The organism is Collinsella tanakaei (assembly GCF_021531055.1).
Taxonomy (GTDB): Bacteria; Actinomycetota; Coriobacteriia; order Coriobacteriales; family Coriobacteriaceae; genus Collinsella; species Collinsella tanakaei_B.
Genome location: NZ_JADYTL010000003.1, coordinates 201,276 through 222,343 on the forward strand (window position 1 = coordinate 201,276; position 21,068 = coordinate 222,343).

Annotated in this window: 24 protein-coding genes and 1 tRNA gene; 3 read left to right on the forward strand and 22 right to left on the reverse strand. The window is 64.1% G+C overall.

Annotated elements, in window-relative coordinates; all coding sequences use genetic code 11:
• Nucleotides 1–98 precede the first annotated feature (98 nt).
• Nucleotides 99–1,061, forward strand: a complete 963-nt coding sequence (locus I6E04_RS04515) for a hypothetical protein (protein ID WP_235421972.1) — start codon at nt 99–101, stop codon at nt 1,059–1,061.
• Nucleotides 1,062–1,363: 302 nt separating this feature from the next.
• On the opposite strand, the gene I6E04_RS04520 is transcribed toward I6E04_RS04515, so the two are convergent.
• The 10 genes from I6E04_RS04520 to I6E04_RS04565 all read right to left on the reverse strand — a co-directional run bounded on the left by I6E04_RS04520 (nt 1,364) and on the right by I6E04_RS04565 (nt 9,973).
• Entirely contained in the window at nt 1,364–1,858 is a 495-nt protein-coding gene (locus I6E04_RS04520) for a GNAT family N-acetyltransferase (RefSeq protein ID WP_235421973.1), read from the reverse strand.
• Nucleotides 1,859–1,867: 9 nt separating this feature from the next.
• A complete protein-coding gene (locus I6E04_RS04525; RefSeq protein ID WP_235421974.1) occupies nt 1,868–2,521 on the reverse strand; it encodes a CpsB/CapC family capsule biosynthesis tyrosine phosphatase in 654 nt (217 codons plus the stop codon).
• 15 nt (nt 2,522–2,536) lie between these two features.
• On the reverse strand, nt 2,537–3,352 hold the full coding sequence (locus I6E04_RS04530; RefSeq protein ID WP_235421975.1) for a CpsD/CapB family tyrosine-protein kinase: 816 nt from the start codon (nt 3,350–3,352) through the stop codon (nt 2,537–2,539).
• A gap of 3 nt (nt 3,353–3,355) precedes the next feature.
• Complete coding sequence (locus I6E04_RS04535) at nt 3,356–4,018, reverse strand: YveK family protein (protein WP_235421976.1); 663 nt, start codon at nt 4,016–4,018, stop codon at nt 3,356–3,358.
• Nucleotides 4,019–4,341: 323 nt separating this feature from the next.
• The gene (locus I6E04_RS04540) at nt 4,342–5,766 is read right to left on the reverse strand and encodes a sensor histidine kinase (protein WP_235421977.1); all 1,425 of its coding nucleotides are present in this window, start codon (nt 5,764–5,766) and stop codon (nt 4,342–4,344) included.
• Nucleotides 5,767–5,796: 30 nt separating this feature from the next.
• Nucleotides 5,797–6,477, reverse strand: coding sequence for a response regulator transcription factor (locus I6E04_RS04545; protein ID WP_235421978.1), 681 nt, complete (start codon nt 6,475–6,477; stop codon nt 5,797–5,799).
• Between the two features lie 133 nt (nt 6,478–6,610).
• On the reverse strand, nt 6,611–7,351 hold the full coding sequence (pstB, locus tag I6E04_RS04550) for a phosphate ABC transporter ATP-binding protein PstB (RefSeq protein WP_328225427.1): 741 nt from the start codon (nt 7,349–7,351) through the stop codon (nt 6,611–6,613).
• Nucleotides 7,352–7,725: 374 nt separating this feature from the next.
• Complete coding sequence (locus I6E04_RS04555) at nt 7,726–8,649, reverse strand: sensor histidine kinase (RefSeq protein WP_235421979.1); 924 nt, start codon at nt 8,647–8,649, stop codon at nt 7,726–7,728.
• 6 nt (nt 8,650–8,655) lie between these two features.
• Nucleotides 8,656–9,285 (reverse strand): hypothetical protein, encoded by a 630-nt coding sequence (locus I6E04_RS04560; protein ID WP_235421980.1) that lies wholly within the window; start codon nt 9,283–9,285, stop codon nt 8,656–8,658.
• Nucleotides 9,275–9,973: a response regulator transcription factor gene (locus tag I6E04_RS04565; RefSeq protein ID WP_235421981.1), complete on the reverse strand. Its 699-nt coding sequence runs from the start codon at nt 9,971–9,973 to the stop codon at nt 9,275–9,277. Before I6E04_RS04565 ends, I6E04_RS04560 begins: the two co-directional genes overlap by 11 nt.
• Before the next feature lie 238 nt (nt 9,974–10,211).
• Here I6E04_RS04565 and I6E04_RS04570 point away from each other — a divergent pair, with 238 nt between their 5' ends.
• Nucleotides 10,212–11,582, forward strand: coding sequence for a D-alanyl-D-alanine carboxypeptidase family protein (locus I6E04_RS04570; protein ID WP_235421982.1), 1,371 nt, complete (start codon nt 10,212–10,214; stop codon nt 11,580–11,582).
• A gap of 134 nt (nt 11,583–11,716) precedes the next feature.
• On the opposite strand, the gene I6E04_RS04575 is transcribed toward I6E04_RS04570, so the two are convergent.
• Together I6E04_RS04575 and I6E04_RS04580 are read right to left on the reverse strand one after the other, a co-directional pair.
• Nucleotides 11,717–12,091: a hypothetical protein gene (locus I6E04_RS04575; RefSeq protein WP_235421983.1), complete on the reverse strand. Its 375-nt coding sequence runs from the start codon at nt 12,089–12,091 to the stop codon at nt 11,717–11,719.
• A 65-nt stretch (nt 12,092–12,156) separates the two neighbouring features.
• Complete coding sequence (locus I6E04_RS04580) at nt 12,157–12,513, reverse strand: hypothetical protein (RefSeq protein ID WP_235421984.1); 357 nt, start codon at nt 12,511–12,513, stop codon at nt 12,157–12,159.
• Nucleotides 12,514–12,637: 124 nt separating this feature from the next.
• Here I6E04_RS04580 and I6E04_RS04585 point away from each other — a divergent pair, with 124 nt between their 5' ends.
• Nucleotides 12,638–13,171, forward strand: a complete 534-nt coding sequence (locus I6E04_RS04585; protein WP_235421985.1) for a pyridoxal-dependent decarboxylase — start codon at nt 12,638–12,640, stop codon at nt 13,169–13,171.
• A gap of 114 nt (nt 13,172–13,285) precedes the next feature.
• Here the strand turns inward: I6E04_RS04585 and I6E04_RS04590 are convergent, their stop codons facing one another.
• The 10 genes from I6E04_RS04590 to I6E04_RS04630 form a co-directional block, all read right to left on the reverse strand.
• The gene (locus I6E04_RS04590; protein WP_235421986.1) at nt 13,286–14,311 is read right to left on the reverse strand and encodes a TatD family hydrolase; all 1,026 of its coding nucleotides are present in this window, start codon (nt 14,309–14,311) and stop codon (nt 13,286–13,288) included.
• The gene (gene rsmA, locus I6E04_RS04595; RefSeq protein WP_235421987.1) at nt 14,311–15,180 is read right to left on the reverse strand and encodes a 16S rRNA (adenine(1518)-N(6)/adenine(1519)-N(6))-dimethyltransferase RsmA; all 870 of its coding nucleotides are present in this window, start codon (nt 15,178–15,180) and stop codon (nt 14,311–14,313) included. Before rsmA ends, I6E04_RS04590 begins: the two co-directional genes overlap by 1 nt.
• Nucleotides 15,181–15,278: 98 nt before the next feature.
• Entirely contained in the window at nt 15,279–16,883 is a 1,605-nt protein-coding gene (gene metG, locus I6E04_RS04600; protein ID WP_235421988.1) for a methionine--tRNA ligase, read from the reverse strand.
• A 431-nt stretch (nt 16,884–17,314) separates the two neighbouring features.
• The gene (rsmI, locus tag I6E04_RS04605) at nt 17,315–18,184 is read right to left on the reverse strand and encodes a 16S rRNA (cytidine(1402)-2'-O)-methyltransferase (protein WP_235421989.1); all 870 of its coding nucleotides are present in this window, start codon (nt 18,182–18,184) and stop codon (nt 17,315–17,317) included.
• A gap of 21 nt (nt 18,185–18,205) precedes the next feature.
• The gene (locus I6E04_RS04610; RefSeq protein ID WP_235421990.1) at nt 18,206–19,270 is read right to left on the reverse strand and encodes a glycoside hydrolase family 5 protein; all 1,065 of its coding nucleotides are present in this window, start codon (nt 19,268–19,270) and stop codon (nt 18,206–18,208) included.
• A 69-nt stretch (nt 19,271–19,339) separates the two neighbouring features.
• Nucleotides 19,340–19,415 (reverse strand) — tRNA-Phe (locus tag I6E04_RS04615).
• 149 nt (nt 19,416–19,564) lie between these two features.
• Nucleotides 19,565–19,921, reverse strand: a complete 357-nt coding sequence (gene brnA / locus I6E04_RS04620; RefSeq protein ID WP_235421991.1) for a type II toxin-antitoxin system BrnA family antitoxin — start codon at nt 19,919–19,921, stop codon at nt 19,565–19,567.
• A complete protein-coding gene (locus tag I6E04_RS09945; protein ID WP_419179986.1) occupies nt 19,896–20,174 on the reverse strand; it encodes a BrnT family toxin in 279 nt (92 codons plus the stop codon). The genes brnA and I6E04_RS09945 overlap by 26 nt, the downstream gene beginning before the upstream one ends.
• 55 nt (nt 20,175–20,229) lie before the next feature.
• Nucleotides 20,230–20,610, reverse strand: coding sequence for a DUF192 domain-containing protein (locus I6E04_RS04625; RefSeq protein WP_235421992.1), 381 nt, complete (start codon nt 20,608–20,610; stop codon nt 20,230–20,232).
• Nucleotides 20,607–21,065, reverse strand: coding sequence for a hypothetical protein (locus I6E04_RS04630; protein WP_235421993.1), 459 nt, complete (start codon nt 21,063–21,065; stop codon nt 20,607–20,609). Before I6E04_RS04630 ends, I6E04_RS04625 begins: the two co-directional genes overlap by 4 nt.
• Nucleotides 21,066–21,068 lie beyond the last annotated feature (3 nt).

Here is a 21,068-nt window from a genome sequence, read left to right on the forward strand (position 1 = left end):
CGTACTTCTTAGTGTTTTATGTATTTACAATCTTCTCTTTATATATAGTCGTATATTTAGTATTGTGCACTTCATCTTGCAATACGGAAAGGTGTAGCATGTCTCGCAAAGAAACATTCTGCCTGTGCGGAAAGACAGCGCTCGAAGTGTATCGAGCTAGCAAGCGTGTTGCCCCCACCGTTCTTGAGAAACCTCGTACAGGCAAGATCGACAACCTGATCATCCCGTTACCTCAAGCAATAGAGGACGAGATGGAGCGTCTAAATGCCTCGAAGCCATACCACATACTGGTAAACAAAAGAATTCCTAAGACACGCAAAGATGTTGTCGGTCACTTTAGAACCAAACAGCTCCCCCGACGTGCACTCATTAAGCTATCCAGATATGTCTACATCGTGAGCCCCGAATTACTGTTCATTGATTTAGCACGAGACGACAGCATCGGCATTGAAGACCTCGCCATCATAGGATTCGAGCTCTGCGGAACGTACCTACTCGATGACTCATGGGACGGACTGACGCAAACCGAAGCGGCTCTGACCTCGACAGTAAAGCTGGAGCGCTTCATCCGTGCGAATAAAGGCTTTAGTGGCGCGAAACGCGCCGCCCGCGCGCTTCGCCTCATCTACGATGGGTCGAACTCTCCGATGGAGACCGCACTTGCCGCACTCGTAACCTTTCCACGAAAGATGGGCGGATTCGGAATCGGTCCGGTTGCCTTGAATCAGGAGGTCGAAACGGCAGATGGCCCGAAGTGGGTAGACCTTCTGATTAAGGGTGCAAATGTGGGCCTAGAGTATAAGGGTCGGGACTCTCATCCGCCGGAGCAGACTCAGCGCGACGATCGTCGCCAAAACAGATTGGTTGGCTCTGGGATCACGATCCTCAACGTGTGGTACGAAGACCTTGCCGAGTTGCATCTCCTCAACAAGCTGCACGCCGATATTGTAAAGGCAATCGGAAAACGCCTGAGAATCCGCGATGAACATTTCGCAGACCGTCAGCACATCTTGCAGGCGCAACTTTTGCCCACCATCAAGAGGTACGGTAAGAGCAAATGACACCAGCGGCGCTTCATGATCGCGATTACGGTCGCGAGAGCACGATTACTGTCAATCTGAACCCAAAAAAGGCGCGCAGCAACAGACGAAGATGGTGAATCAGTAGCTTGCAGCATAAAAGTCATCTCGGAGCATGCCCGAATGGCATGTTTTGTGGTTCCGTATGCGGCATGCGACGAATCATAGTCCTTCCGACAGGACCAGCCTTCCGTTTACATGCGGTCGATTGACAGTAATCGTGCTCTCGTGACCGTAATCGCGATCATGAACGATACGGAAGCCCGAAAGACGGCGAACAAGGCCTACGAAAGACGCTTGGCCATCCAGAGGTGCGGCTGGCCCTCGTCCTCGTAATCGACGTCGGAGATCTGGACGTAACCGAGCTTGGCGTACAGGTCGCGCACGTACTCCTGGGCGTGCAGCTTGCAAACCTCGGCGCCGGCGTCGCGCGCCGCCTCATCGCTCGCCTTCACGAGCAGGCTTGCGATGCCGCGACCGCGGTACTTGGGCAGCACCGCCACACGACCGAGCAGGTAGATCGCATCGGGGGCAACGCCGTCATCGAACGGGCTCACGAGAGATTGCGGCGCCTCGGGTGCCTGCGCGCGCTCCAAGGGCTCGGGGAACACACGTGCGCAGCCGGCGAGCTCACCGTCGGCATAGGCAGTCAAATGCAGGCAGGCGGCATCGTCGTCGATGCCGTCGAACTCGTTTTCGTAGCCCTGTTCTTCCATGAACACGCACCGGCGAACCTCGAACGCATCGTCGCGAGCACCCAAACGAACGGCGTATTCCATGGTCGGCTCCTAAACTCGCATGTGCTTGCCGCGAACGCGGAACTTCTCGCGCGCCTCGGCAAGATACCGATAATGCTCGGGAATATGCGCGTCACTCGCGATGTAGGTGTACATCATCCGGTCGAACATCAGCTTGGCCGGACGACGCTCGCGCCCCAAGCGGCCGCCGGCGATGAAATCGGCCGACGCCTGGAGCTTGCACCCCATGCGCATCAGGCGAACCGCCACGTCGACATCGTCCTGAATGGCCCGATAGCGCTCCGGATGCGCGATGATCACCTCGTAGCCACGCCCTTGCAGCTCGAAGATCGTGCGCTCGTATTCCTGGAACTCAAGTTTACCGGCATGGGTCGACAGCTCGAGCAAAAACTCGTTGCCTCCGTCGAAATGAAGATAGTCGGCCCACTCCATACCGAGGTCCATAAGCTTGGCATGGTTGACCTCGAAACCCATCTGCAGCGGAAAACCGCCGGCATGGGCTTGCAGCAGCTCGAACGCATCCCACATGGCGTCGTAGTCGAAATACGGGTCGCGGCAATGCGGGGTGCACACGATGCTCGTCACACCCGCGGCCTTGGCGGCCTCGAGCATGGCGAGGCTCTCCTCCAGGTTAGCGGCGCCGTCGTCGACGCCCGGCAGGATGTGGGCATGGATATCGCGCATCGCGAATCGATCGGCTTACCTGCGGTTGGCGAAGCGCTTGCCAGCGGGGGCGTCCGACACGGGAGCCGTCACATGCGAAGCCGCATGCTCGCCGGCACCGACGACGGAGCTTGAGCCGTCGCCGCGCGCAACGTCGGGAACGCCGACGCTTCCAGCGGTCCTCCGCGAGCCGTCCTTCGAGTAATAGGAGTAGTAATGCTCGCTGGTATCGACCTCACAGCAGTTCACCACAGCGCCGATGATGTGCACCTCGGCCTTCTTGAGCTGATCGAACGCCTCGACGATCTCGTTGCGCTTGGAGTAGTTCTCGCGGATGACGAACAGCACGCCATCCGAAAGGCGCCCGACCTCGGCGGCGTCGACGAACGCGCCCACGGGGGGCGTGTCGAAGATGACGTACTCGAACTTATCGGCGAGCTCCTCGACCATCCGCGCGAAGCTCTTGGACGCGATGACGTCCGACGGGTTGATGATGTGCGGCTCGGCGAGCAGCACGTACATGTTCTTCTGGCTGGTCTTGGCGACCGCCTCGTCGAGGGTCATCTGGTTGGAGAGCACGGCATAGATACCGCCCTGGCTCCTCGCGCCGGTCATCGACGCGATGCTCTGGCGGCGCATGTCGCACTCGACGAGCACGACGGACTTGCCGCTCGTCGCGATGGCCTGGGCCAGGTTGAGCGCCACGGTCGACTTGCCCTCATTCGGAATCGCCGACGTGACCGTGATGGTGCGGATAGGTCCGTCGATGCCGGCGAAGCGGATGTTGGCGAGCAGGGTCTTCGCGGCGTTCTGGACGACGAGCTTGGTGGATTTCGCGTTCTTGCGGGGCATGGATTACCGGCCCTCCTTCATCGTGGGGAAACGGCCGATAACCGAGACGTCGAGCAGCTCCTCGACTTCCTCGGTGCTGCGGACCCGCGTGTTGAGCATGTCCATGAGCACGACGATGGCAACAGCGAGGAACAGACCGGCGAGGAACGCCACCGCGACGTAGAGGGTGCGGTTCGGGCCGCTCGGTGCATCGGGGGACACCGCCTCGTCGATGACGTTGATACTGTCGGCCATCTCGATCTCCTGGGCGACGATCGAGACCTGGCGCGCCATCTCGTTGGCGACGGCGGCGGTCTCATCCGGATCGGGGCCCGTCACGGCGAGGGAGACCACGCGGGTGGTCGTCTCGCTCGTGACGCTCGCATCGTAGTCGGCGAGGCTCTCGAGCCCCAGCGCCTTGGCGGCATCCGCGCTCACGCGATCGCTGTTCAGAAGCGTGGCGATGTCGTTTGCCAGCAACTGGCTCGCGTTGAGGTCGTTGTAGTAGGTGCTTTGACCTTGGGAGGTGTCCTCATTCGCCAGGATGTACATGCTCGTCTGCGCGGTGTACACATCGTCCATGGCGACGAAGCTGAAGACGCCCATGGCGACCGCGCAGACCAACGGCAGTGCGACCACCAGCTTTACATGCCTTTTTAGCAGCTGAAACAGCTCTAGCAACGTCATAGAGACGCCCCTCCGAATCTGATATTTCACCCTTCCGACCGAATCAGGACCCAAGGGCGAAGGTACATCCGATTCGAGCGTATCCGCGGCACGTCACCCGACCAAAGATGAGCGTGCCGCACGCAAAAGCTCCGTTAATGATATCCAAACGCATACGGCAAAACAACGAGGTGGGCAGTCCAGCACCGACGCCGCGAAAAACCCAAAAGAACACGCCGGAAACCCCGCAGGAGCGCACACCTCCCGATGCGGGACGCCGCTCGGCCGCCCCGATACGGAGCGCGCGCCAGGGCGTCCCCTGAGCCCCACCCCCTATCGGGCCCCTAGAACAGCTCGCCGAGCTCCTGGTCGCCGGCGGGGAACCGCACGGTGATGGTCGTCCCCTCGCCCAGAGCACTGTCCACCGAGATCGTGGCGTCGTGGAACACCGCCGCGTGCTTGACGATCGCCAGGCCGAGTCCCGTGCCGCCGCGCTCCTTGGAGCGGCTCTTGTCCACGCGGTAGAACCGCTCGAACACCTTCTCCTGCTCCTCGGGCGCGATGCCGATGCCGGTGTCCTCCACGCTGATGAACGGCGCGCCGTCCTCCATGCCGCAGCGCATGGTCACCGAGCCGTCGGGCTTGTTGTAGCGGATGGCGTTGCTCGCCAGGTTGTACACCAGCTCGTCGAGCAGGCGCGGCACGCCGAGCACGATCGCGCGCTGCGGTTTGACCGACAGGGTGACCCCGTTCACGTCGGCCACGGTCTCCAGGCGATGGTAGACCGTGTCGAGCGTGCGGGGCAGATCGACCGGCTCGCGGGTCCCCAGCACGCTGTCGGAGGACGACCCGGCTTCGTCGCGCTCGGCCTCGTCGAGGTTCGACAACGTGAGGATGTCGTTGACCAGCGCGGTCAGACGACCCGCCTCGTTGAAGATCCGATGGGCGAAGTCGCGCTGGTCCGCCTCGTCGGACACCATGCCGCTCGAGATAAGCTCCGCATAGCCGGAGATGGCGGTGAGCGGCGTTTTGAGCTCGTGGGTGATGTTGGCCGTGAACTCACGGCGCATGCGGTCGTTGTCGGCGAGCACGCGCACCTGGCGCTTGAGCTCCTGGCGCTGCGTCTCGATGCGCTCGAGCATGGGGACCATCTCCGTATAGGCGTTCTCGACGTTGCGGACGGGGTGGTCGAGGTCGACCTCGAGCAGCGGCTCGATGATCGCGCGCGACTCACGGCGGGCGGCGACCAGCGACACGATGGCGCACAGCGCGACGAGCACGGCGAGCGGCGGCAGCATGCCCACCAGGATGGACAGGTAACCGGCCTGCTCCTGCGCCAGACGCACGACCGTGCCGTTTTCGAGCAGCACCGCCTCGTAGAGCATGACCTCGCCGAGCGTGGTGCTTGCGCGCTCCGCGTCGCCGCGTCCGTTGGCGAAGGCGCTCGCGACCTCGGGGCGGCTCGCGTGGTTGGGCATCGTGTCGGCTTCGGCCTCGGTGTCGTAGAGCACCGTGCCGTCGGTATCGATCAGGGTGATGCGCGTGTTGCCCAGCTCGAGGTTGCGCAGGATGAACTTGTCGTCGGGCATGCTGTCGAGCGCAGCGCGCACGACGTCGGCCTGGCTGTCGAGCTCCTCGTGCGCAAGCGACACCAGACGGCTTTGGACGTAGGCGGTCCCGGCGAGGGAGAACACGGCCACCACGACCATCGCCACGGCGAACACGGTGGCGAACACGCGGTGGGACAGCGAACGGCGAACGGCGCTCATCGGGCGCACCTCGAGCGGCGGCGCATGGCGTTAGGACTCCTTGCCGGCAAAGCGGTAACCCACGCCGCGCACCGTCTCGATGCTGCCCGCGTGGTCGCCGAGCTTTTGGCGAAGGGTCTGCACGTGCACGTCGACCGTGCGCGAGCCGCCGTCGAAGTCCCAGCCCCAGACGCTTTGCAGCAGCGCCTCGCGGCTGAACACGATGCCGGGCTTGCGCATGAGGTACTCGAGCAGGTCGAACTCGCGCAGCGTGAGCTTGACCTCCTCGCCGTCGACCGTCACGCGGCGATGGCTGGGCGACAGCACGATGCCGTCGGCGGACAGCACGTCGCTCACCTGCTTGGTCATGCCGCCGCGGCGCAGCAGGGCGCGGCAACGGCTCGTGAGCTCCATGAGGGAGAACGGCTTGGTGAGGTAGTCGTCCGCGCCGCCGTCGAGCGCGACGACCTTGTCGAGCTCGGTATCCTTGGCGGTGAGCATCATGATGGGGACGGTCGCGGTCTCGGGCATGGCGCGCAGGCGGCGCATGATCTGCAGGCCGTCGGTGTCGGGCAGCATGATGTCGAGCAGGACGGCATCGGGCACGCGACGGGCGACCGCCGCCTTGAACTCGCTGTCGCTTGCGAAGCCCTCGGCCTCGATACCCTGCTGACGCAGGGCGTACAGCGTCAAACCCCTGATGTTATCGTCATCCTCGACGTAGTAGATCATCGCTGACCGCCTTCCTTGCAACCGCCCCTATCTTACCCCGTCATCGAAGCGAACGGGGGACGGCCCCACCGTTGCACACAACGGAAAAGAAGCTGCCCCCGATCCGTCTGCCACCGGCTCGATCAGGACGCCATCAGCCAAAGCGACCGGTCAGGTAGTCGGCCGTGCGGCTATCCTTGGGGTTGGTGAACAGCTCGGCGGTGGGCGCGTGCTCCACGAGCTCGCCGAGCAGGAAATACGCGACCGAATCGGAGATGCGCGACGCCTGCTGCATGTTGTGCGTCACGACGACGAGTGTGTAGTCGCGCTTGAGTTCCATGCAGAGCTGCTCGACCTGGACGGTCGAGATGGGGTCGAGGGCGCTCGTGGGCTCGTCCATGAGCAGGACCTGCGGCTTGACCGCGATGGCACGGGCGATGCACAGGCGCTGCTGCTGGCCGCCCGAAAGCCCCAGGCCGGACTGCTTGAGCTTGTCTTTGACCTCGTCCCACAGGCCGGCGCCGGTCAGGGACTCCTCGACGATCTGCTCGAGCTCGGAGCGGTTCTTGATACCGAGGCCGCGCGGGCCGTAGGCGACGTTGTCGAAGATGCTCATGGGGAACGGGTTGGGCCGCTGGAAGACCATACCGACCTGCTGACGCAGGCGCGTCACGTTGTAGTCGCGATAGATATCCTGGCCGTCGAGGGTGATCGTGCCCTCGATGCGGCAGTCCTTGACCATGTCGTTCATGCGGTTCAGGCAGCGCAGCAGGGTGGACTTGCCGCAGCCCGACGGGCCGATGAACGAGGTGATCTCGCGGTCGCGGATATCGATCGAGACATCCTTCAGGGCCTGGTGGTCGCCGTAGTACAGATCGAGGTGCTCGACGGACATGCGCACCGGGCGCTCCTCGGGCGTCTGCTGCTGTCGAGGCGTCACGCCCAGTTCGCGGTCATGGGCGTCCTTCACGGCTGCCGCGATGGCATCGGCCGATGCGCTCGCCTTGCTCGCTTGCTCCATCTCGTTCACCCTGATACCTCCTCGGGCACGCTGTCATAGCTCGCTCTACATTACGAGCTGCGTTTCATGCGGCCGAAAAGGTATTGTCAGGAGAATGTAAAGCGGTATGGCGGGAGGCCGGCGTAAAAACACCCCGGCGAGGGGGCGGCGGCGTAAAAACACCCCAGGGGTTATTCTACATGGGGCGATGCTGACATCGCCCCATGTAGAATAACCCCTGGGGTGTTTTTACGCCGCCGCCCCCTCGCCTACTCGGGCAGGGTGATGGTGAAGACGGTGTGCTCGGGCGAAGACTCGCAGGTGATCTGGCCGCCGTGGGCGACCACGATCTCCTTGGCGATAGCAAGGCCCAGACCCGCACCGCCGCGATTCGTGGTGCGCGCGGCATCGAGACGGTAGAACTTCTCGAAGATCACCTTGAGCTTGGGCTCGGGAATCGGATCGCCATGGTTCTCGAAGCGGATATGCACCGCACCGTCGGAGCGATCCGCCGAAATGCGGATCGTCGTCCCCTCGTAGCTGTACGCGATGGCGTTCTTCATCACGTTGTTGAACACGCGCGCCATCTTGTCGCCATCGACCAGCGCGATCAGACCGTTGGGAATCTCGATGTCGGCGGTCTTATCCTGCTCGGCAAGGGTCGGGTAGAACTCGTCGACCACCTGTGCCATCATGAGGTTCAAGTCCACGTACCCGCGCGTGAGCACGATATCGTGGAAGTCGAAGCGCGTGATGTCGAAGAACTCCTCGATCAACGCGTCGAGCCGATGCGCCTTCTCGAGCGCCACGCCCGTGAAGCGCACACGCTGCTCCTCGGGCAGATCGGGTGCCTCGTGCAGCAGCGACAGGTAGCCGACCACACTCGCCAGCGGCGTCTTGAGGTCGTGCGCGAGATAGGTGACCAGATCGTCCTTGCGGCTCGATTCGTCGCGCAGCGCCTGCTCGGCGGCACGCTGACGGTCGCGCACCCGGTTCAAGGCGCCTTCGACCTCGAGGTAATCGCCGTCGACCGTCCCCCAGTCGTCCGGATGCTCGATCAGGCGGTCGACCATATGCTCCGCCACCGCACGATCCGCGTCGATCTGGCCGCGCTCGTAGCCGTAGCCGTAGAGCAACTGGCCGATGAAGAACACGCCACACACCGAGACCGCGAGCATGAAGCCGCAGAACATGAACAGTTAGTCGATGCCCACCGCGATGTAGCCCACGCGGTCGGCGAGCAGCAGACCGACGGCCAGCATGGCCAACCAGGGTATGCCGCCGAGCGCGATGACACGGCGCACGTTCGCGACGCGGTCGAGCAGCACGAACCCGGCGAACAGCACGGCCACGAACAGCAAAAAGCTGTCGAGGCCCACCACCGCGAAGTCGAGCAGGATGAGGATGACCGTGGCGAGCACGCGGTTGTCGAGGATCGCCATCAGCTTGTCGTACATCGACATGAACTGGGCATGCTCCTCGTCGGCAGGCGTCACCGGGGCCTCCACCGCCCGGGCGGACGCCGAGGACGGCGCCGCGACTTGCGGTGCGGCAGCAGGGGTGTCGGCGCCCTGCCGCGCTTCATCGGGTGTGCGGCCATGACCGACCTGCGCACCGGTGGTCATCGTCGAGCCGGAGACGGTCGCAAAGGTCGTGTCCGCCGCGTCAGGAGTCGTCGCTTCGGCGACCATGTCGGAATCGCCCGCGGCATCGTCGGTCTGCGCGGGAATCGGCTCCCACGCGGTGCCTCCGGCGACATTCGGCAACCCGGTGGCCGGGTTCACGGGCGCATGCTCGCCGCGCCGCCCGTGGTGCTCGCTAGCCCTCAATCGTGTACCCCACTCCCCAGATGTTCTTGATGAAACGCGGGTTGCTCGCGTCGTCGCCGATCTTCTCGCGCAGGTGGCGGATGTGGACCATGACGGTGTTGGACGAGCTCGCCATGAACTCCTCGCCCCACACCGCGCGGAACAGATCCTCGACCGACACGACCTTGCCGCGGTGCTCGACCAGGTACAGCAGGATCGAATATTCGAGCGGCGTGCAGCGCACGGGTCGCTCATCGACCGTCACGACGCGGGAATCCTTGTTGATCGTGAGCCCGTCGACCGTGAGCTCCACGTCGTCCGCCTCGCCCGAGCGGCTCCCGTAACTGGTGTAGCGACGCAACTGCGCCTTGCAGCGCGCCACGAGCTCCAGCGGACGGAACGGCTTGACCACGTAGTCGTCGGCGCCCATGGACAGGCCCTCGATCTTGTCGGCCTGCGACCCGCGCGCCGTGAGCATGATGACCGGATAGGTGTGCTCGGCGCGGATGGTGCGCAACAACTCGAATCCATCGATGTCGGGGAGCATGATATCGAGGACCGCGAGGTCGAAATCCTGTTCGAGGATCGCCTTGGCGGCGTCGGCGCCGTTATAGGCGAGCGTCACCCGGTATCCTTCGTTTTGCAAATAGATGCCCACCAAATCGGTGATGGCTTTCTCGTCGTCGACGATGAGGATATGCGTATCCATCCGGTCTCCCTCCGACACCCCTCCATTATGCCCAACGCGCCGCGCGACCATCGTTTTGCCACGCGAGATTAAGTCGCGCTTAAGGGGTGCGTCGTCGCCCGCATCGACCCGGCGTGCGCGATGCGCGGATTATCGTTTGAACCGAACGCGAACCTGCGGCATATACCCGCCCGTACCGGTATACTTTCCTAAACGACATCACGAGAACCGACACCCGTCGCAACGAAAGCGAACCGCCATGAAACCCTTCCGCGCCTGCGTCCTTGCCTCCCGCCGTGCGGCGGCCGTCACCGCAAGCCTCATGTTCGGCATCTGCCTCGCCACCGCCCCTGCGCCCGCCTTGGCCGACCAGCCCGATACGGACATCATCTGCGGCATCGCCGAGTCCGAGCGCCAAGATCCCGCCGAGGACCGCCCGGACATCGACGCGCGCAACGCCATCGTCGTCGGCAAGGACGGCACCGTCTACTACGAGCGCGACGCCGACGCGCAGATCGAGATCGGCTCCATCACCAAGGTCATGACCGCCATCGTGGCGCTCGAGAACTCCGAGCTCGACGATACCGTCGTGGTCGACCGTGCGGCCGCGACGGTGGGACAGTCGTCTGCCAACCTGCGCGAAGGCGACGTCCTGACCATGGAGGAGGCGCTCCGCGGCCTGCTCATCCCCTCGGGCAACGACGCCGCCATGGCCATCGCCACCACCGTCGGCGCGAAGCTCGACCCCGAAAGCGACGACCCGCTGGCCACGTTCGTGCAGGCCATGAACGACAAGGCGGACGAGATCGGCATGGACGAGGCCGTGTTCTCCAATCCCCACGGCCTTGACTTCGATGAATGGGAGGGCGAGCTGCACGCGTCGGCGCGCGACGTGGCCAAGATGTTCGCCTACGCCATGCAAAACGAGGACTTCCGCGCGCTCACCTCGAGCACCGACACCAGCATCACCGTCACGGGCGAGGACGGCGAGGAGCGCACCATCGATATGACGGAGTACAACATCCTGCTGGGCAAGGACGGCAACATCGGCGGCAAGACCGGCTGGACCGACGATGCGGGTCACTGCTTCGTCGGCGCGTTCCTGCGCGACGAAGGCGGCGAGATCTACACGGTCGTGCTGGGCTGCGAGGACGACGAGGCGCGCTTCGACCAGACCGAGACGCTGGCGAACTGGTACTACGGACACGTCGTGTCCTATCCGGTCGCCAACACCGATAGGACGGCGCTCAATGGTCAGCCGCTCGTGGCGCGCGCCCCGCATGCCGACTGGACGGACAAGACGGTCGATGTGACCCTCGCCGATCCCGAGCAGACGGTCTCCGTGTTCAGCATGGGCGGCGACGTCGAGCAGGAGGTTGCCTTCGACACCATCACGGGCAACGTCGAAGCCGGTCAGAAGGTGGGAACCCTCACGCTCTCCCAGCAGGGCAAGGATATCGCCACCGTCGATCTGGTGAGTGCCGAGGATGTGAGCGCCCCCGATCCGATCAGCTGGGTGCTTGTGCAGCTCGATCGCATCGTGCGCACGGTAACCGGCCAGCCGACCTGCGCTGAAGGCACGGTCGTGAGCGAGCCCCTCACGATGTCGGAGCTCGACGAAGCGGCATAGCGAAACATACCTGCCGGCGACAAGATGGTGCCAGGTACAATCTTGTCGCTATAACCTTGTCGCGGATGTGAGAGGTGTGGAATCAGGTCGGACGTATGTTCACGCCGGTCCGATTCCGAGCCGACCCGATTGGACTATCGTTGCTCCGCGCGACGTTGGGCCGTGCGGCGCTTACCCTGCACGCGGCCGATGACCAGCAGCACGAACGAGATCGCGAACAGCGCGTAACTCGCGATGTGGAACACCTGCTGCATCTGCCCGATTCCCAGGGCCTCGCCGAAATACGACAGCACGTAGCAGACGATGCCCACGGCCAACGCGGCGAGCATCGCCTTGATGGCGGGCAGGGAGAAAAGGATGTCGTTGTCGACCGAGCGCTCGCGTACCGGCTGGTCGCGAAGCTCCTTGACGCGACGGACCTGGGCGGTGTTGCCCTCACGCCGCGACGAGGTCTTCGTCTCACCCTGAACCTGCTGCGGCGTGCGCTGCTTCTTCTTTTTCTTGGCCATGTTCGCTCCCGCGTATCACCGTCGCGACGCCCGCAGACGACGCGCCATCTCGATGTCCGGCGTCCTTACTGCTGCTCTTCCTGCTCGCGGCGCTCGCGCGTCAGCTTCTTGGCGATGCCGTATGAATGGAAGTACATGAGGCCGCCCATGATGAGCAGGCTGAAGCACACCATGGTGCCACCGCGGAAGAGCACATCGATATCGAAGTACGCGCCCACGCGGGACAGCACGTAGGCGATGATCGCCGCGACGATCACGACGAACATGGCCTTGGTACCGGGCAGGTTGTGCAGGATATCGCGGTCGACGGCACGCCGGTTGGTCGTGGCGGTGCTCTTTACCTCGGCCTTCGCGGCGCTATCGGCATCCGCCTGCGAAACCTGCTCGATCGATGCGTCCGTCTGTTTGTCGGCCTTTGCCATGTGTTCCGCCCCTCGCCATCGTGTTGCGTCACCGAGACGCGCACGCCTCGGTCATAGCTGTGTATCGTACCTGTTCGTCGCCATCGACGCTACCGCAAGCCGGTGCGCCCGGCGTGCACGGAACGTGCTCACGCAACATTTTCATGAACACCTCCATCGTCGGCGTACGCTGCTTTCGACCTATAGCACGCACCCGGAGTACCTCAAGGACCTCGAGCAGGGCGCCGGCCTCATCAACCCGTGGGACCTGGGTCCCGAGCTCACACGGCCCGCACGCGGTCTCAAGCTGTGGTTCACGCTGCAAGCGATGGGTGCGAACGGGCTCGGCTCGGCGGTGGAGCACGGCTTCACGCTCGCGCGCTGGGCGGAGGACGAGGCCCGCAAGAACCCGGATATCCAGATCGTCTCGCCGGCTCAGATGGCCATGGTGAACTTCCGCTACGCGCCCGCGGGCCTCGACGACGCGGCATGCGACGCGTTGAACACCGAGATCTCGCGCCGCATCGTGGAAAGCGGCTACGCGGGCGTGTTCACCACCGTGCTCAACGGGCGGACGTGCCTGCGCATCTGCGCCATCCACCCCGAGGCCAAAGAGGAGGACATGCGCGGCACGATTCGAAAGCTGAACGCCTGCTGCACGGAAGTGCTCGCGGAGTAGCATCCCTGCCGACAAGATGGTGCCAGGTACAACCTTGTCGCTTTTGCATCCGGCGGCGCAGGATAACGCGTGGCCCGCTTTCAGTCCCGGTGCGATTTTTCGTCCCAGCTGGAGTTAACCGAACAGGCGGAGCGAGTTCTCGCGCGCGGCGGCAAGGATCTCGTCGACCTTCTCGCCCGTGCGCTGGGCGCGGTCCTCGGACAGCAGCTTGGCCGTCTGGCAGATCATCGCCGGCTCGCACTCGATACCGCGGATGGGCTCGGGCGCCATGTAGGGACAGTCGGTCTCGAAGACGATGCGGTCGAGTGGGCACGCCGCAAACGCCTCGCGCACCTCGTCGTTGCGCTTGAACGTCGCCGCCCCACCGAACGCGATGTAACAGCCGAGCTCGACGAAACGCTCGGCCGTCGCCCGATCCTCGCCAAAGCAGTGGAGCACGCACCCCGCCGACGGCACGCCGACCTCGCACAACACCCGATAGGCGTCCTCATGCGACGTCCGCGCGGCATCGTCGTTCTCGTGGCGCAAGTGCAACTCGACCGGCATGTTGCGTTCGCAGGCAAGGGCGAGCTGACGGGACATCGCCGCGATCTGCACGTCGTGGGGCGCCGCCTCGATGTCGTCGTCGGCATCGAAATGGTAATCCAGACCGATCTCGCCCACGCCCAGGCACAGCGGGTCGTCGAGTGCCGCTGCGACAAGGCCATGCACCTCGTCGGTGTAATCGGGCGCACCGTACGGATGCACGCCGGCAAGGTAACCCACATGGTCGAACAGCTGCGGCGTCGCACGGGCGGTGTCGACGGCACCATCGCGGAGACCCTGCTCGTACAAGGCGCGCGCCTCGGCGATCCACTCACACAGCAGCTCATGATAGGCCGCGGCCGTCGGTGCGTAACGGACATCGGACAGCGGATCCCATATGGTCACCATGCGCTCCACCCCCGCCGCCGCGGCACGGGCGAGCGCGCCCGCCGGGTTCGCGCGCCAAAAGCTCATCAGGTGTGCATGCGTATCGACCACCGGCGCGCCGAGCGCGGGCAGCTCGAAGCGCTTCGTTTTCTTGGTGTACGTCAGCGACAGGAGGGCGGCGGTGTCCGCCGGCCCCCGGTTTTCGGAATGCTCCTTCACGTCGCCCATCACGCCTCGCCCTCCCGGGAATCGGCGAGCGCGCAGGCCAGACGCACGAAGGTTGTCGTATCGAGCGTTTCGGCACGCGCCGTCGGTGCGATGTCGCACGCGGCAAACGCCGCGTCAAGCGCGGCCTTGTCAAAGCCCGAGGACGACATCGAGTTGCGGATCGTCTTACGGCGCTGCGTGAACGCGGCGTCTACCACCTGGGCGACGAACGCGCGCGAAACCGCCAGCTCCTCGCCTGCCACACGCTCCAGCCGAACGACCGCCGAGTCAACATGCGGCGCCGGGCTAAAGCAGCGCGGCGGCACCTCGAAGCGACCGGTTACTTGCGCAAGCAGCGACAACTTGACCGTATAGGCGCCGTAGGCCTTGGTACCCGGGTGCGCCGCGATGCGGTCCGCGACCTCCTTCTGCACCATGACGACCGCCCGCTCAAGCTCGGGCATCGTCTGGAAGAACTGCAAGATGATCGTGGCGGCCACGTTGTAGGGCAGGTTGGCGACCATGACGGTCGGCGCACCGCCCGACACCTCGGCGATCCGCTCGGGCTCGACCCGCAACGCATCATCCATGATGTAGGAGAACGAATCGTGATGCAGCGCGTGCGTCCGCAGCACGGGCTCAAGCTCGGCATCCGCCTCGATCGAGGTCACGTGCGCCGCCTCCTGCAGCAGCGCGAGCGTGAGCGTTCCGATGCCGGGGCCCACCTCCAGCACGCGCTCATCGCCGGAAAGCGACGCGAGCTCCATGATCTTCTCGATCACATGGTTGTCGATCAGGAAGTTCTGACCCAGGCGATGCTTGGTCGCCAGCCCGTAGGTCTCCAGCAGCGCGCGCGTCGCGCCGGGGCTTGCCAACGGCGATGTCGTCATGTCGCTCCTCTCGCGGCAACCGCGTGCCGAATACGCCGCATACCGCAGGCGACGGAGCCTCCAGCATGCGGCGGTCGATTCCTTCGCGCCGTGCGTGACTAGTCCATCAGGCGCGGGAACAGGGCGTCGCCCTTCTCCACCGGGGCGCCGCCGGCAAGGCCGCCCCAGGTACAGGCGGCGGCAAGGTCATCGGTCGCGGCCTCGTCGGCGCACGAGATGCGGCGCAGCGCCTCGGCGCTCGTGGCGGGCATGAACGGCGCGAGCAGGTGAGCGCAGATGCGGATGGCCTCGAGCAGGTTGTAGATCACGAACGCGAGCTCGTCGGCGCGCGCCGGATCCTTGGCGAGCGCCCAGGGCTCGGAGTCCTCGATGTAGTGGTTGGCGGCATGGATGAGCTCCATGACCTCGGCGGCCGCCTCGCCGTAGGCGAAGGCGCCCATCTTGTCGGCGTAGCGCACGACCAGACCGTCGGCCACCTCGGCCAGCGGATTCGCGAACGCATCGGTCGCGGCGGGCTTGGCCGGCGCGCAGCCGTCGAAGTACTTGGCGCTCATGTTGAGCGAACGCGAGATCAGGTTGCCCCAGCTATTGGCCAGATCGGCGTTGTAGACCTGCTTCATGCGGCCGAAGGAGATGGCGCCGTCGGAGCCGGGCACCACGTCGGTCATGAAGTAGTAGCGGTAACCCTCGACACCCATGAGGTCGATGACCTCGCGCGGGGCGATGGCGTTGCCGCGCGACTTGGACATCTTCTCGGCCTTGCCGGTCTCCTCGTTGCGCACGGTGAGGAAGCCGTGGGCGAACACGTGCTCCGGCAGAGCCTCACCGATCGCCATGAGCATCGCCGGCCAGATGACGCAGTGGAAGCGGATGATGTCCTTGCCCACGATGTGCGTCTGCGCAGGCCAGCGATACGCGAGCTCGGCGCGCGCCTCGTCGGAGTCCACACCGTACCCCACGGCGGTCATGTAGTTGAGCAGCGCGTCGAACCACACGTAGGTCACATGCCCGTCGCCGAAGGGCAGCGGGATGCCCCAGTCGATGTTGTTACGCGACACAGACAGATCCTGCAGGCCGCCGGCGACGAAGGTGCGCACCTCGTTCATGCGGAAGTCGGGCTGCACGAAGTCCGGGTGCTCGTCATACAGTTTGAGCAGGCGATCCTGGAACTCGGAGAGCTTGAAGAACCAACTCTCCTCCTTGATACGCTGCAGCGGACGGCCGCAATCCGGGCAGAGGTGCTCGCCCTTGGTGCCGCGCTCCTCGTCGGCCTTCTCGACCTGGGTCTCGGTGAAGTAGGTCTCGTCGGGCACGCAGTACCAGCCGTCGTAGTTGCCCTTGTAGATGTAGCCGGCTTCCTTCATGCGCTCCCACAGGTACTGGACCGCATGCTCCTGGCGCTTCTCCGTGGTGCGGATGAAGTCGTCGTTGGAGATCTCGAGCTCCTCCCACAGCGCGTGGAACAGCGGCGCCTGGGAGTCGCACCACTCCTGCGGGGTCATGCCGTGGGCTTCGGCGGCCTCGGCGACCTTCTGGCCGTGCTCGTCCATGCCGGTCAGGAACATGACGTCATAGCCCATCGAGCGGCGGAAACGCGCCTGGACGTCAGCCATGATCGTCGAGTACGCCGTGCCCAGATGCGGTGCGGCGTTCACGTAGTAGATCGGCGTGGTGATGTAATAGGACGGCTTGGTGTGCTCCATGGTGGCGCTGCCTCTCCTCGTCGGTAGTGGATACGCAAAATAGTCAATCAAGTTGCCATTCTAGCGCAATCGCAGCTTAGGGGCGTCCATTGCCGTGCGCGCCACGCTTTCTAGACGGCTGTTTTCGGTTCACCCGCGCTGCGAGTTACAAAAACGGGCACTTTCTAGTTACATGAGCGGGGTACGCAGGGCTATACATTTTCAAGACGGCCATATCGGACTTTTTTTATGCCCGTTTTGAACGCTATGCGCACAATATACGAACTTGCCGGGCTTTCCGACATGTCGCTGGATCGAATCCGAGGGTATTGCGGCACGATTTCAACTAGAAAAGGCGCGATTTTGTCACCACGGCGGAAAACGAACGATCCGGCGCGCGAAACACGCCGACGCGGATGAATAAAACAGCCACATCGAGCGCCAAGAATGAATCAAGCGTCTTGAAGCTCGAGCACGAGGTCGTACACCTCGCGCTTGCGACGCGAATAGCGCTGCGACAGATGCTTGGCGATCGCCGAAGCGGGCTCGCCGGCGGCAAGCGCCTCGCGGATGTCGCCGCGCAGCGCCTCGTCGGGATCCGTCTCGCACGCATCGACGGGTATCGAGGTCCTAGATGCAAGCTCATCGGCCGTAGGGGGCGCAACCACCACGACCATCTCGCCGCGCAGCTCCCCGCGCGCACGGACCGTCTCGAGCAGCTCGGGCGCGCGATCGCGCAGCACCTCCTCGTGCAGCTTGGTGAGTTCGCGGCACAACGCGACGCAGCGCGCCGGGAACACCTCGGCGATGGCGACGAGCGTCGCCTCGATACGATGCGGGGATTCGTAGAACAGCAGGGCGCCGGGAATGGCGGCGAGCTCACGAAGCCGTCGCACCCGCTCCCCGTGCCTGCGCGGCAAAAAGCCCTCGAAGAAGAAATGCTCGCACGGGATCCCGCTCGCGACGAGCGCCGTCACGCAGGCAGACGGACCGGGTACGACCTCGACGTCGACACCCGCCTCGCGCGCCGCGTCGACGAGCACCTGGCCGGGATCGGACACGCTCGGCATGCCGGCATCGGACGCGAACGCGATCGTCTCCCCCGCAAGCATACGCTCCACGAGCTGCGGCGCCCGCGTGGCGATCACGTTCTCGTCGCAGCGCACGAGCGGACGCGAGATATCCAAGTGGGCGAGCAACTTGGAGGTCACACGCGTGTCCTCGCAACACACGGCATCGGCCGTGCGAAACGCCTCGGCGGCGCGCGGGGTCAAATCCCCCAGATTGCCGATCGGGGTCCCCACCACGTACAGGCGTCCCATGCGCTTTATCTCCCCCATGGACTAATCGATCATCGCGCGCTCGAGCGGCGCCAGCGCCACGCGCGCATCCCACGACGGAATGCGCTTCTCGGTCTTCCAGGTCTGGAAGTACCAGCCCGCCGCCTCGGAGAAGCTCGCGAGCTCGCTCGAGATGAACACGCGCTCGTACGCGGAACGGCCCTCCGGCGTCACCGTCGAGCTCGACAGCACGGCGGCGGCGGACCATTCGCCCACGATCACGGGGAATCCGCAATCCTTGGCGGCGCTGATGAGCTTGCGGTTGCGCGCGACCGCGCGGGTGATGCCCTTGGGCGAGGTGATATCGATGGCGTTGTCGTCGCGGTAATGGTACAGATGCAGGTCCATGTACACGTTTTGGTACTTGGACCCGCTCATGAAGCGCTTCCACATCTCGGGGTATCCGGACGCGGAGAACACGATCAGCTTGTCCTCGGACAGATAGGTCCGAAGCAGATCGTACGCATCGCGGTAGTAGTTGCGCAGATAGTGGGCGGGAATGCCCTCGGTCACGTTGAACAGGCTCGTCCGCACGCTCATGACCGGGGAGTCGAGCAACTCGATACCGAGCAGCGCCGAGCTCGACGCGTAGCGCTCGGCCAGCCTGCCGAGCACGTCGAGCGCGATCGCACGCCCGTTGGTGGTCGAATGCCAGTCCGCCGTGGTCTCCGGCGTCGTCGCGCGATCGTTGGAATCACCCTGGCCGCCAGGCACGTTGGCCAAGTCGAGCAGGATGGTCATGTCGTACTTCTCGGCCCACTCCATCGCACGGTCGACATAGTCGATCGCGGGGATGTGTGCCAGCGAGTCTCCCTGCGAACCGAACACGTACCACGGCACCGGCAGGCGCACCGAGTTGAACCCGATGGCGGACATGCGGTTGAAGTCGAATTCGCTCACGAACGTCTCGTAATGGCGGCGAAGGCGCTCGCTGTAAACGGTCGATCCCAGCGCCTGCTGCAGCTCGACCTCGTTCGCCGCACCCGTCGCGGCATACAGCGAAGGCGTCACCCAGGGTTCCGGAATAAACCAACCGGACAGGTTCACACCGCGGATTCTCTCTGGCATACCGGCCCCTTTCCTGGCGACTATGAAAAAAGCGCCCGACGCATGCACGCCGGACGCTTTCACATCGTATGGTGGCCAGAAAGGGATTCGAACCCCTGACACGAGGATTTTCAGTCCTCTGCTCTACCAACTGAGCTATCTGGCCAAGTCTGCCGCGAACGACAGCTCGTTTAGTATACCGAAACCAGCAAGCCGGTCAAGCCCGATTTCGGTCTTTTTTGAAACCGCCTGCAAAACCGCCCACACGAACCCATTGCCGGCACCGAAGTCGAAAGATCCCCGGACACAGGAGTGCTACGCTTGCTCCTCGGCGTCGTCTCGCTGCGGCCCTGCGGTGCGCTTCGCCATGGATTGCATGCGCACACGTGCACGAGCGCGCTCGACCTCGATCTTCGCGCGGCGGTCGTCGTCGGCATCCAGACAATCGGTGAGCCACATCTTGATCAGCGACTGGCGCGTGACACCACGCCGTTCCGCAGCGGCATCGAGACGAAGTTGCAACGAGAGCGGAACGTCCACGCTGATGCGGCGTGTCTGCTTGTAGCGAGGGTCGAGTTCCTCGAACGCCGGCCAATCGATGAATGCCGTCGTATCCATACCGTTATCGACCAGCTCGTCGAATTCCTCACCGCTCAAAACGATATCGGTCATATTCGGCCGCCTCCCACCTTGTCGCCCTGTGCACCGTGATAACCCGGATAATGTCCCCTCGCATCGTATACGCCGCCGTCCATACCACACCGGAATGCCGCGCATAGAGGGAATACCGCCGCTCGCCCCGCCTATTGGAAGGCATGACGAGCCCATACGGATCGGACCAGAGCGCCGTCGCCTCGGCGAAATCGATCCCGTGCTTGACGAGATTCGCTTCGCTCTTGTTTTGACTCCATTCGAATCTCAGCACAAGTATATCCGTTTCTCATCCGTTATTAATCTGTTTTTGAACTGATTTGTACTACCTAAGAGGCACGTGAACCGCAAACGTCACATGGCCCCTGCCGGCGATAGGAAGAAGCCGCCGATATCGCCGCACGCTCCAGCACCGCGTCGGCGTCGACACAGCACAGCACGCGACCGGGACCGACGTTTCGGCACAAGCGCACGACGTTGCCCGCACGATCGATGAACACGACATCGAGCGGATAGTGCATGCCCCACGTATGGACCGACCGGCACGCGGGAAAGCACATGACCGCACGCTCGTCGGGCGGTATGCGCATGGCCATCCCCAGCAGCCGGTCCACGAAACGGCGGGCGACCACGATGTCGACCTGCGCCCAGCCCAACGTGCGGGCGGCGATCGCTGCCGCCCGCTCCCAATCCGGACAGGGACCCCTCACAGCACCACCCCCGGCCTCCACGGATCGACCACCACGCTGCGCACGTGCTCCAAGTGCGCCGGCGCCCCGAGATTCACGCCCGCGATGGACAGGCCGCTCGGCCACGGCGCATACCGCATCGTGCAGCGATAGGTCCGTGGAGCGCCCACAAGCGTCAGCATCGAGCCGCCGGAAGCGTCATCGGCATCGCAGGTCACCTCGACCTCCACCTCGTAGCCCTCCATCGCGCGTTCGAGCTGCTCGGCCACCTGCCCGGCCACACCCAAGCCGCCGGACCCCGCCGGCGAGACCGCGTGTGCGATCACCACGTCCGGTGCGACGCGGTCGAAGCGCGCTGTCGCCGATGCGAACATCATCACGTTGTAGACGATCAACGCCAGCACGATCAACACGGGCGCGACGACGACCATCTCCACGGTCGCCTGCGCGCGCGTCTCCACGACAAGCGAGCGCATGGG

Excerpts from the sequence above, each read along its gene's own strand:
- rsmA (WP_235421987.1), bottom strand. The coding sequence starts at position 15,180 with ATGACGACATCGCCGTTGGCAAGCCCCGGCGCGACGCGCGCGCTGCTG.
- I6E04_RS04525 (WP_235421974.1), bottom strand. The coding sequence starts at position 2,521 with ATGCGCGATATCCATGCCCACATCCTGCCGGGCGTCGACGACGGCGCC.
- I6E04_RS04545 (WP_235421978.1), bottom strand. The coding sequence starts at position 6,477 with ATGATCTACTACGTCGAGGATGACGATAACATCAGGGGTTTGACGCTG.
- I6E04_RS04610 (WP_235421990.1), bottom strand. The coding sequence starts at position 19,270 with ATGCCAGAGAGAATCCGCGGTGTGAACCTGTCCGGTTGGTTTATTCCG.
- I6E04_RS04540 (WP_235421977.1), bottom strand. The coding sequence starts at position 5,766 with ATGAGCGCCGTTCGCCGTTCGCTGTCCCACCGCGTGTTCGCCACCGTG.
- I6E04_RS04590 (WP_235421986.1), bottom strand. The coding sequence starts at position 14,311 with ATGGGCGACGTGAAGGAGCATTCCGAAAACCGGGGGCCGGCGGACACC.
- I6E04_RS04520 (WP_235421973.1), bottom strand. The coding sequence starts at position 1,858 with ATGGAATACGCCGTTCGTTTGGGTGCTCGCGACGATGCGTTCGAGGTT.
- I6E04_RS04535 (WP_235421976.1), bottom strand. The coding sequence starts at position 4,018 with ATGACGTTGCTAGAGCTGTTTCAGCTGCTAAAAAGGCATGTAAAGCTG.
- I6E04_RS04555 (WP_235421979.1), bottom strand. The coding sequence starts at position 8,649 with ATGTTCTGCGGCTTCATGCTCGCGGTCTCGGTGTGTGGCGTGTTCTTC.
- I6E04_RS04515 (WP_235421972.1), top strand. The coding sequence starts at position 99 with ATGTCTCGCAAAGAAACATTCTGCCTGTGCGGAAAGACAGCGCTCGAA.
- I6E04_RS04580 (WP_235421984.1), bottom strand. The coding sequence starts at position 12,513 with ATGGCAAAGGCCGACAAACAGACGGACGCATCGATCGAGCAGGTTTCG.
- I6E04_RS04630 (WP_235421993.1), bottom strand. The coding sequence starts at position 21,065 with ATGCGCTCGCTTGTCGTGGAGACGCGCGCGCAGGCGACCGTGGAGATG.
- I6E04_RS04570 (WP_235421982.1), top strand. The coding sequence starts at position 10,212 with ATGAAACCCTTCCGCGCCTGCGTCCTTGCCTCCCGCCGTGCGGCGGCC.
- I6E04_RS04565 (WP_235421981.1), bottom strand. The coding sequence starts at position 9,973 with ATGGATACGCATATCCTCATCGTCGACGACGAGAAAGCCATCACCGAT.
- brnA (WP_235421991.1), bottom strand. The coding sequence starts at position 19,921 with ATGACCGATATCGTTTTGAGCGGTGAGGAATTCGACGAGCTGGTCGAT.
- I6E04_RS04530 (WP_235421975.1), bottom strand. The coding sequence starts at position 3,352 with ATGCCCCGCAAGAACGCGAAATCCACCAAGCTCGTCGTCCAGAACGCC.
- rsmI (WP_235421989.1), bottom strand. The coding sequence starts at position 18,184 with ATGGGACGCCTGTACGTGGTGGGGACCCCGATCGGCAATCTGGGGGAT.
- pstB (WP_328225427.1), bottom strand. The coding sequence starts at position 7,351 with ATGTCCGTCGAGCACCTCGATCTGTACTACGGCGACCACCAGGCCCTG.
- metG (WP_235421988.1), bottom strand. The coding sequence starts at position 16,883 with ATGGAGCACACCAAGCCGTCCTATTACATCACCACGCCGATCTACTAC.
- I6E04_RS04575 (WP_235421983.1), bottom strand. The coding sequence starts at position 12,091 with ATGGCCAAGAAAAAGAAGAAGCAGCGCACGCCGCAGCAGGTTCAGGGT.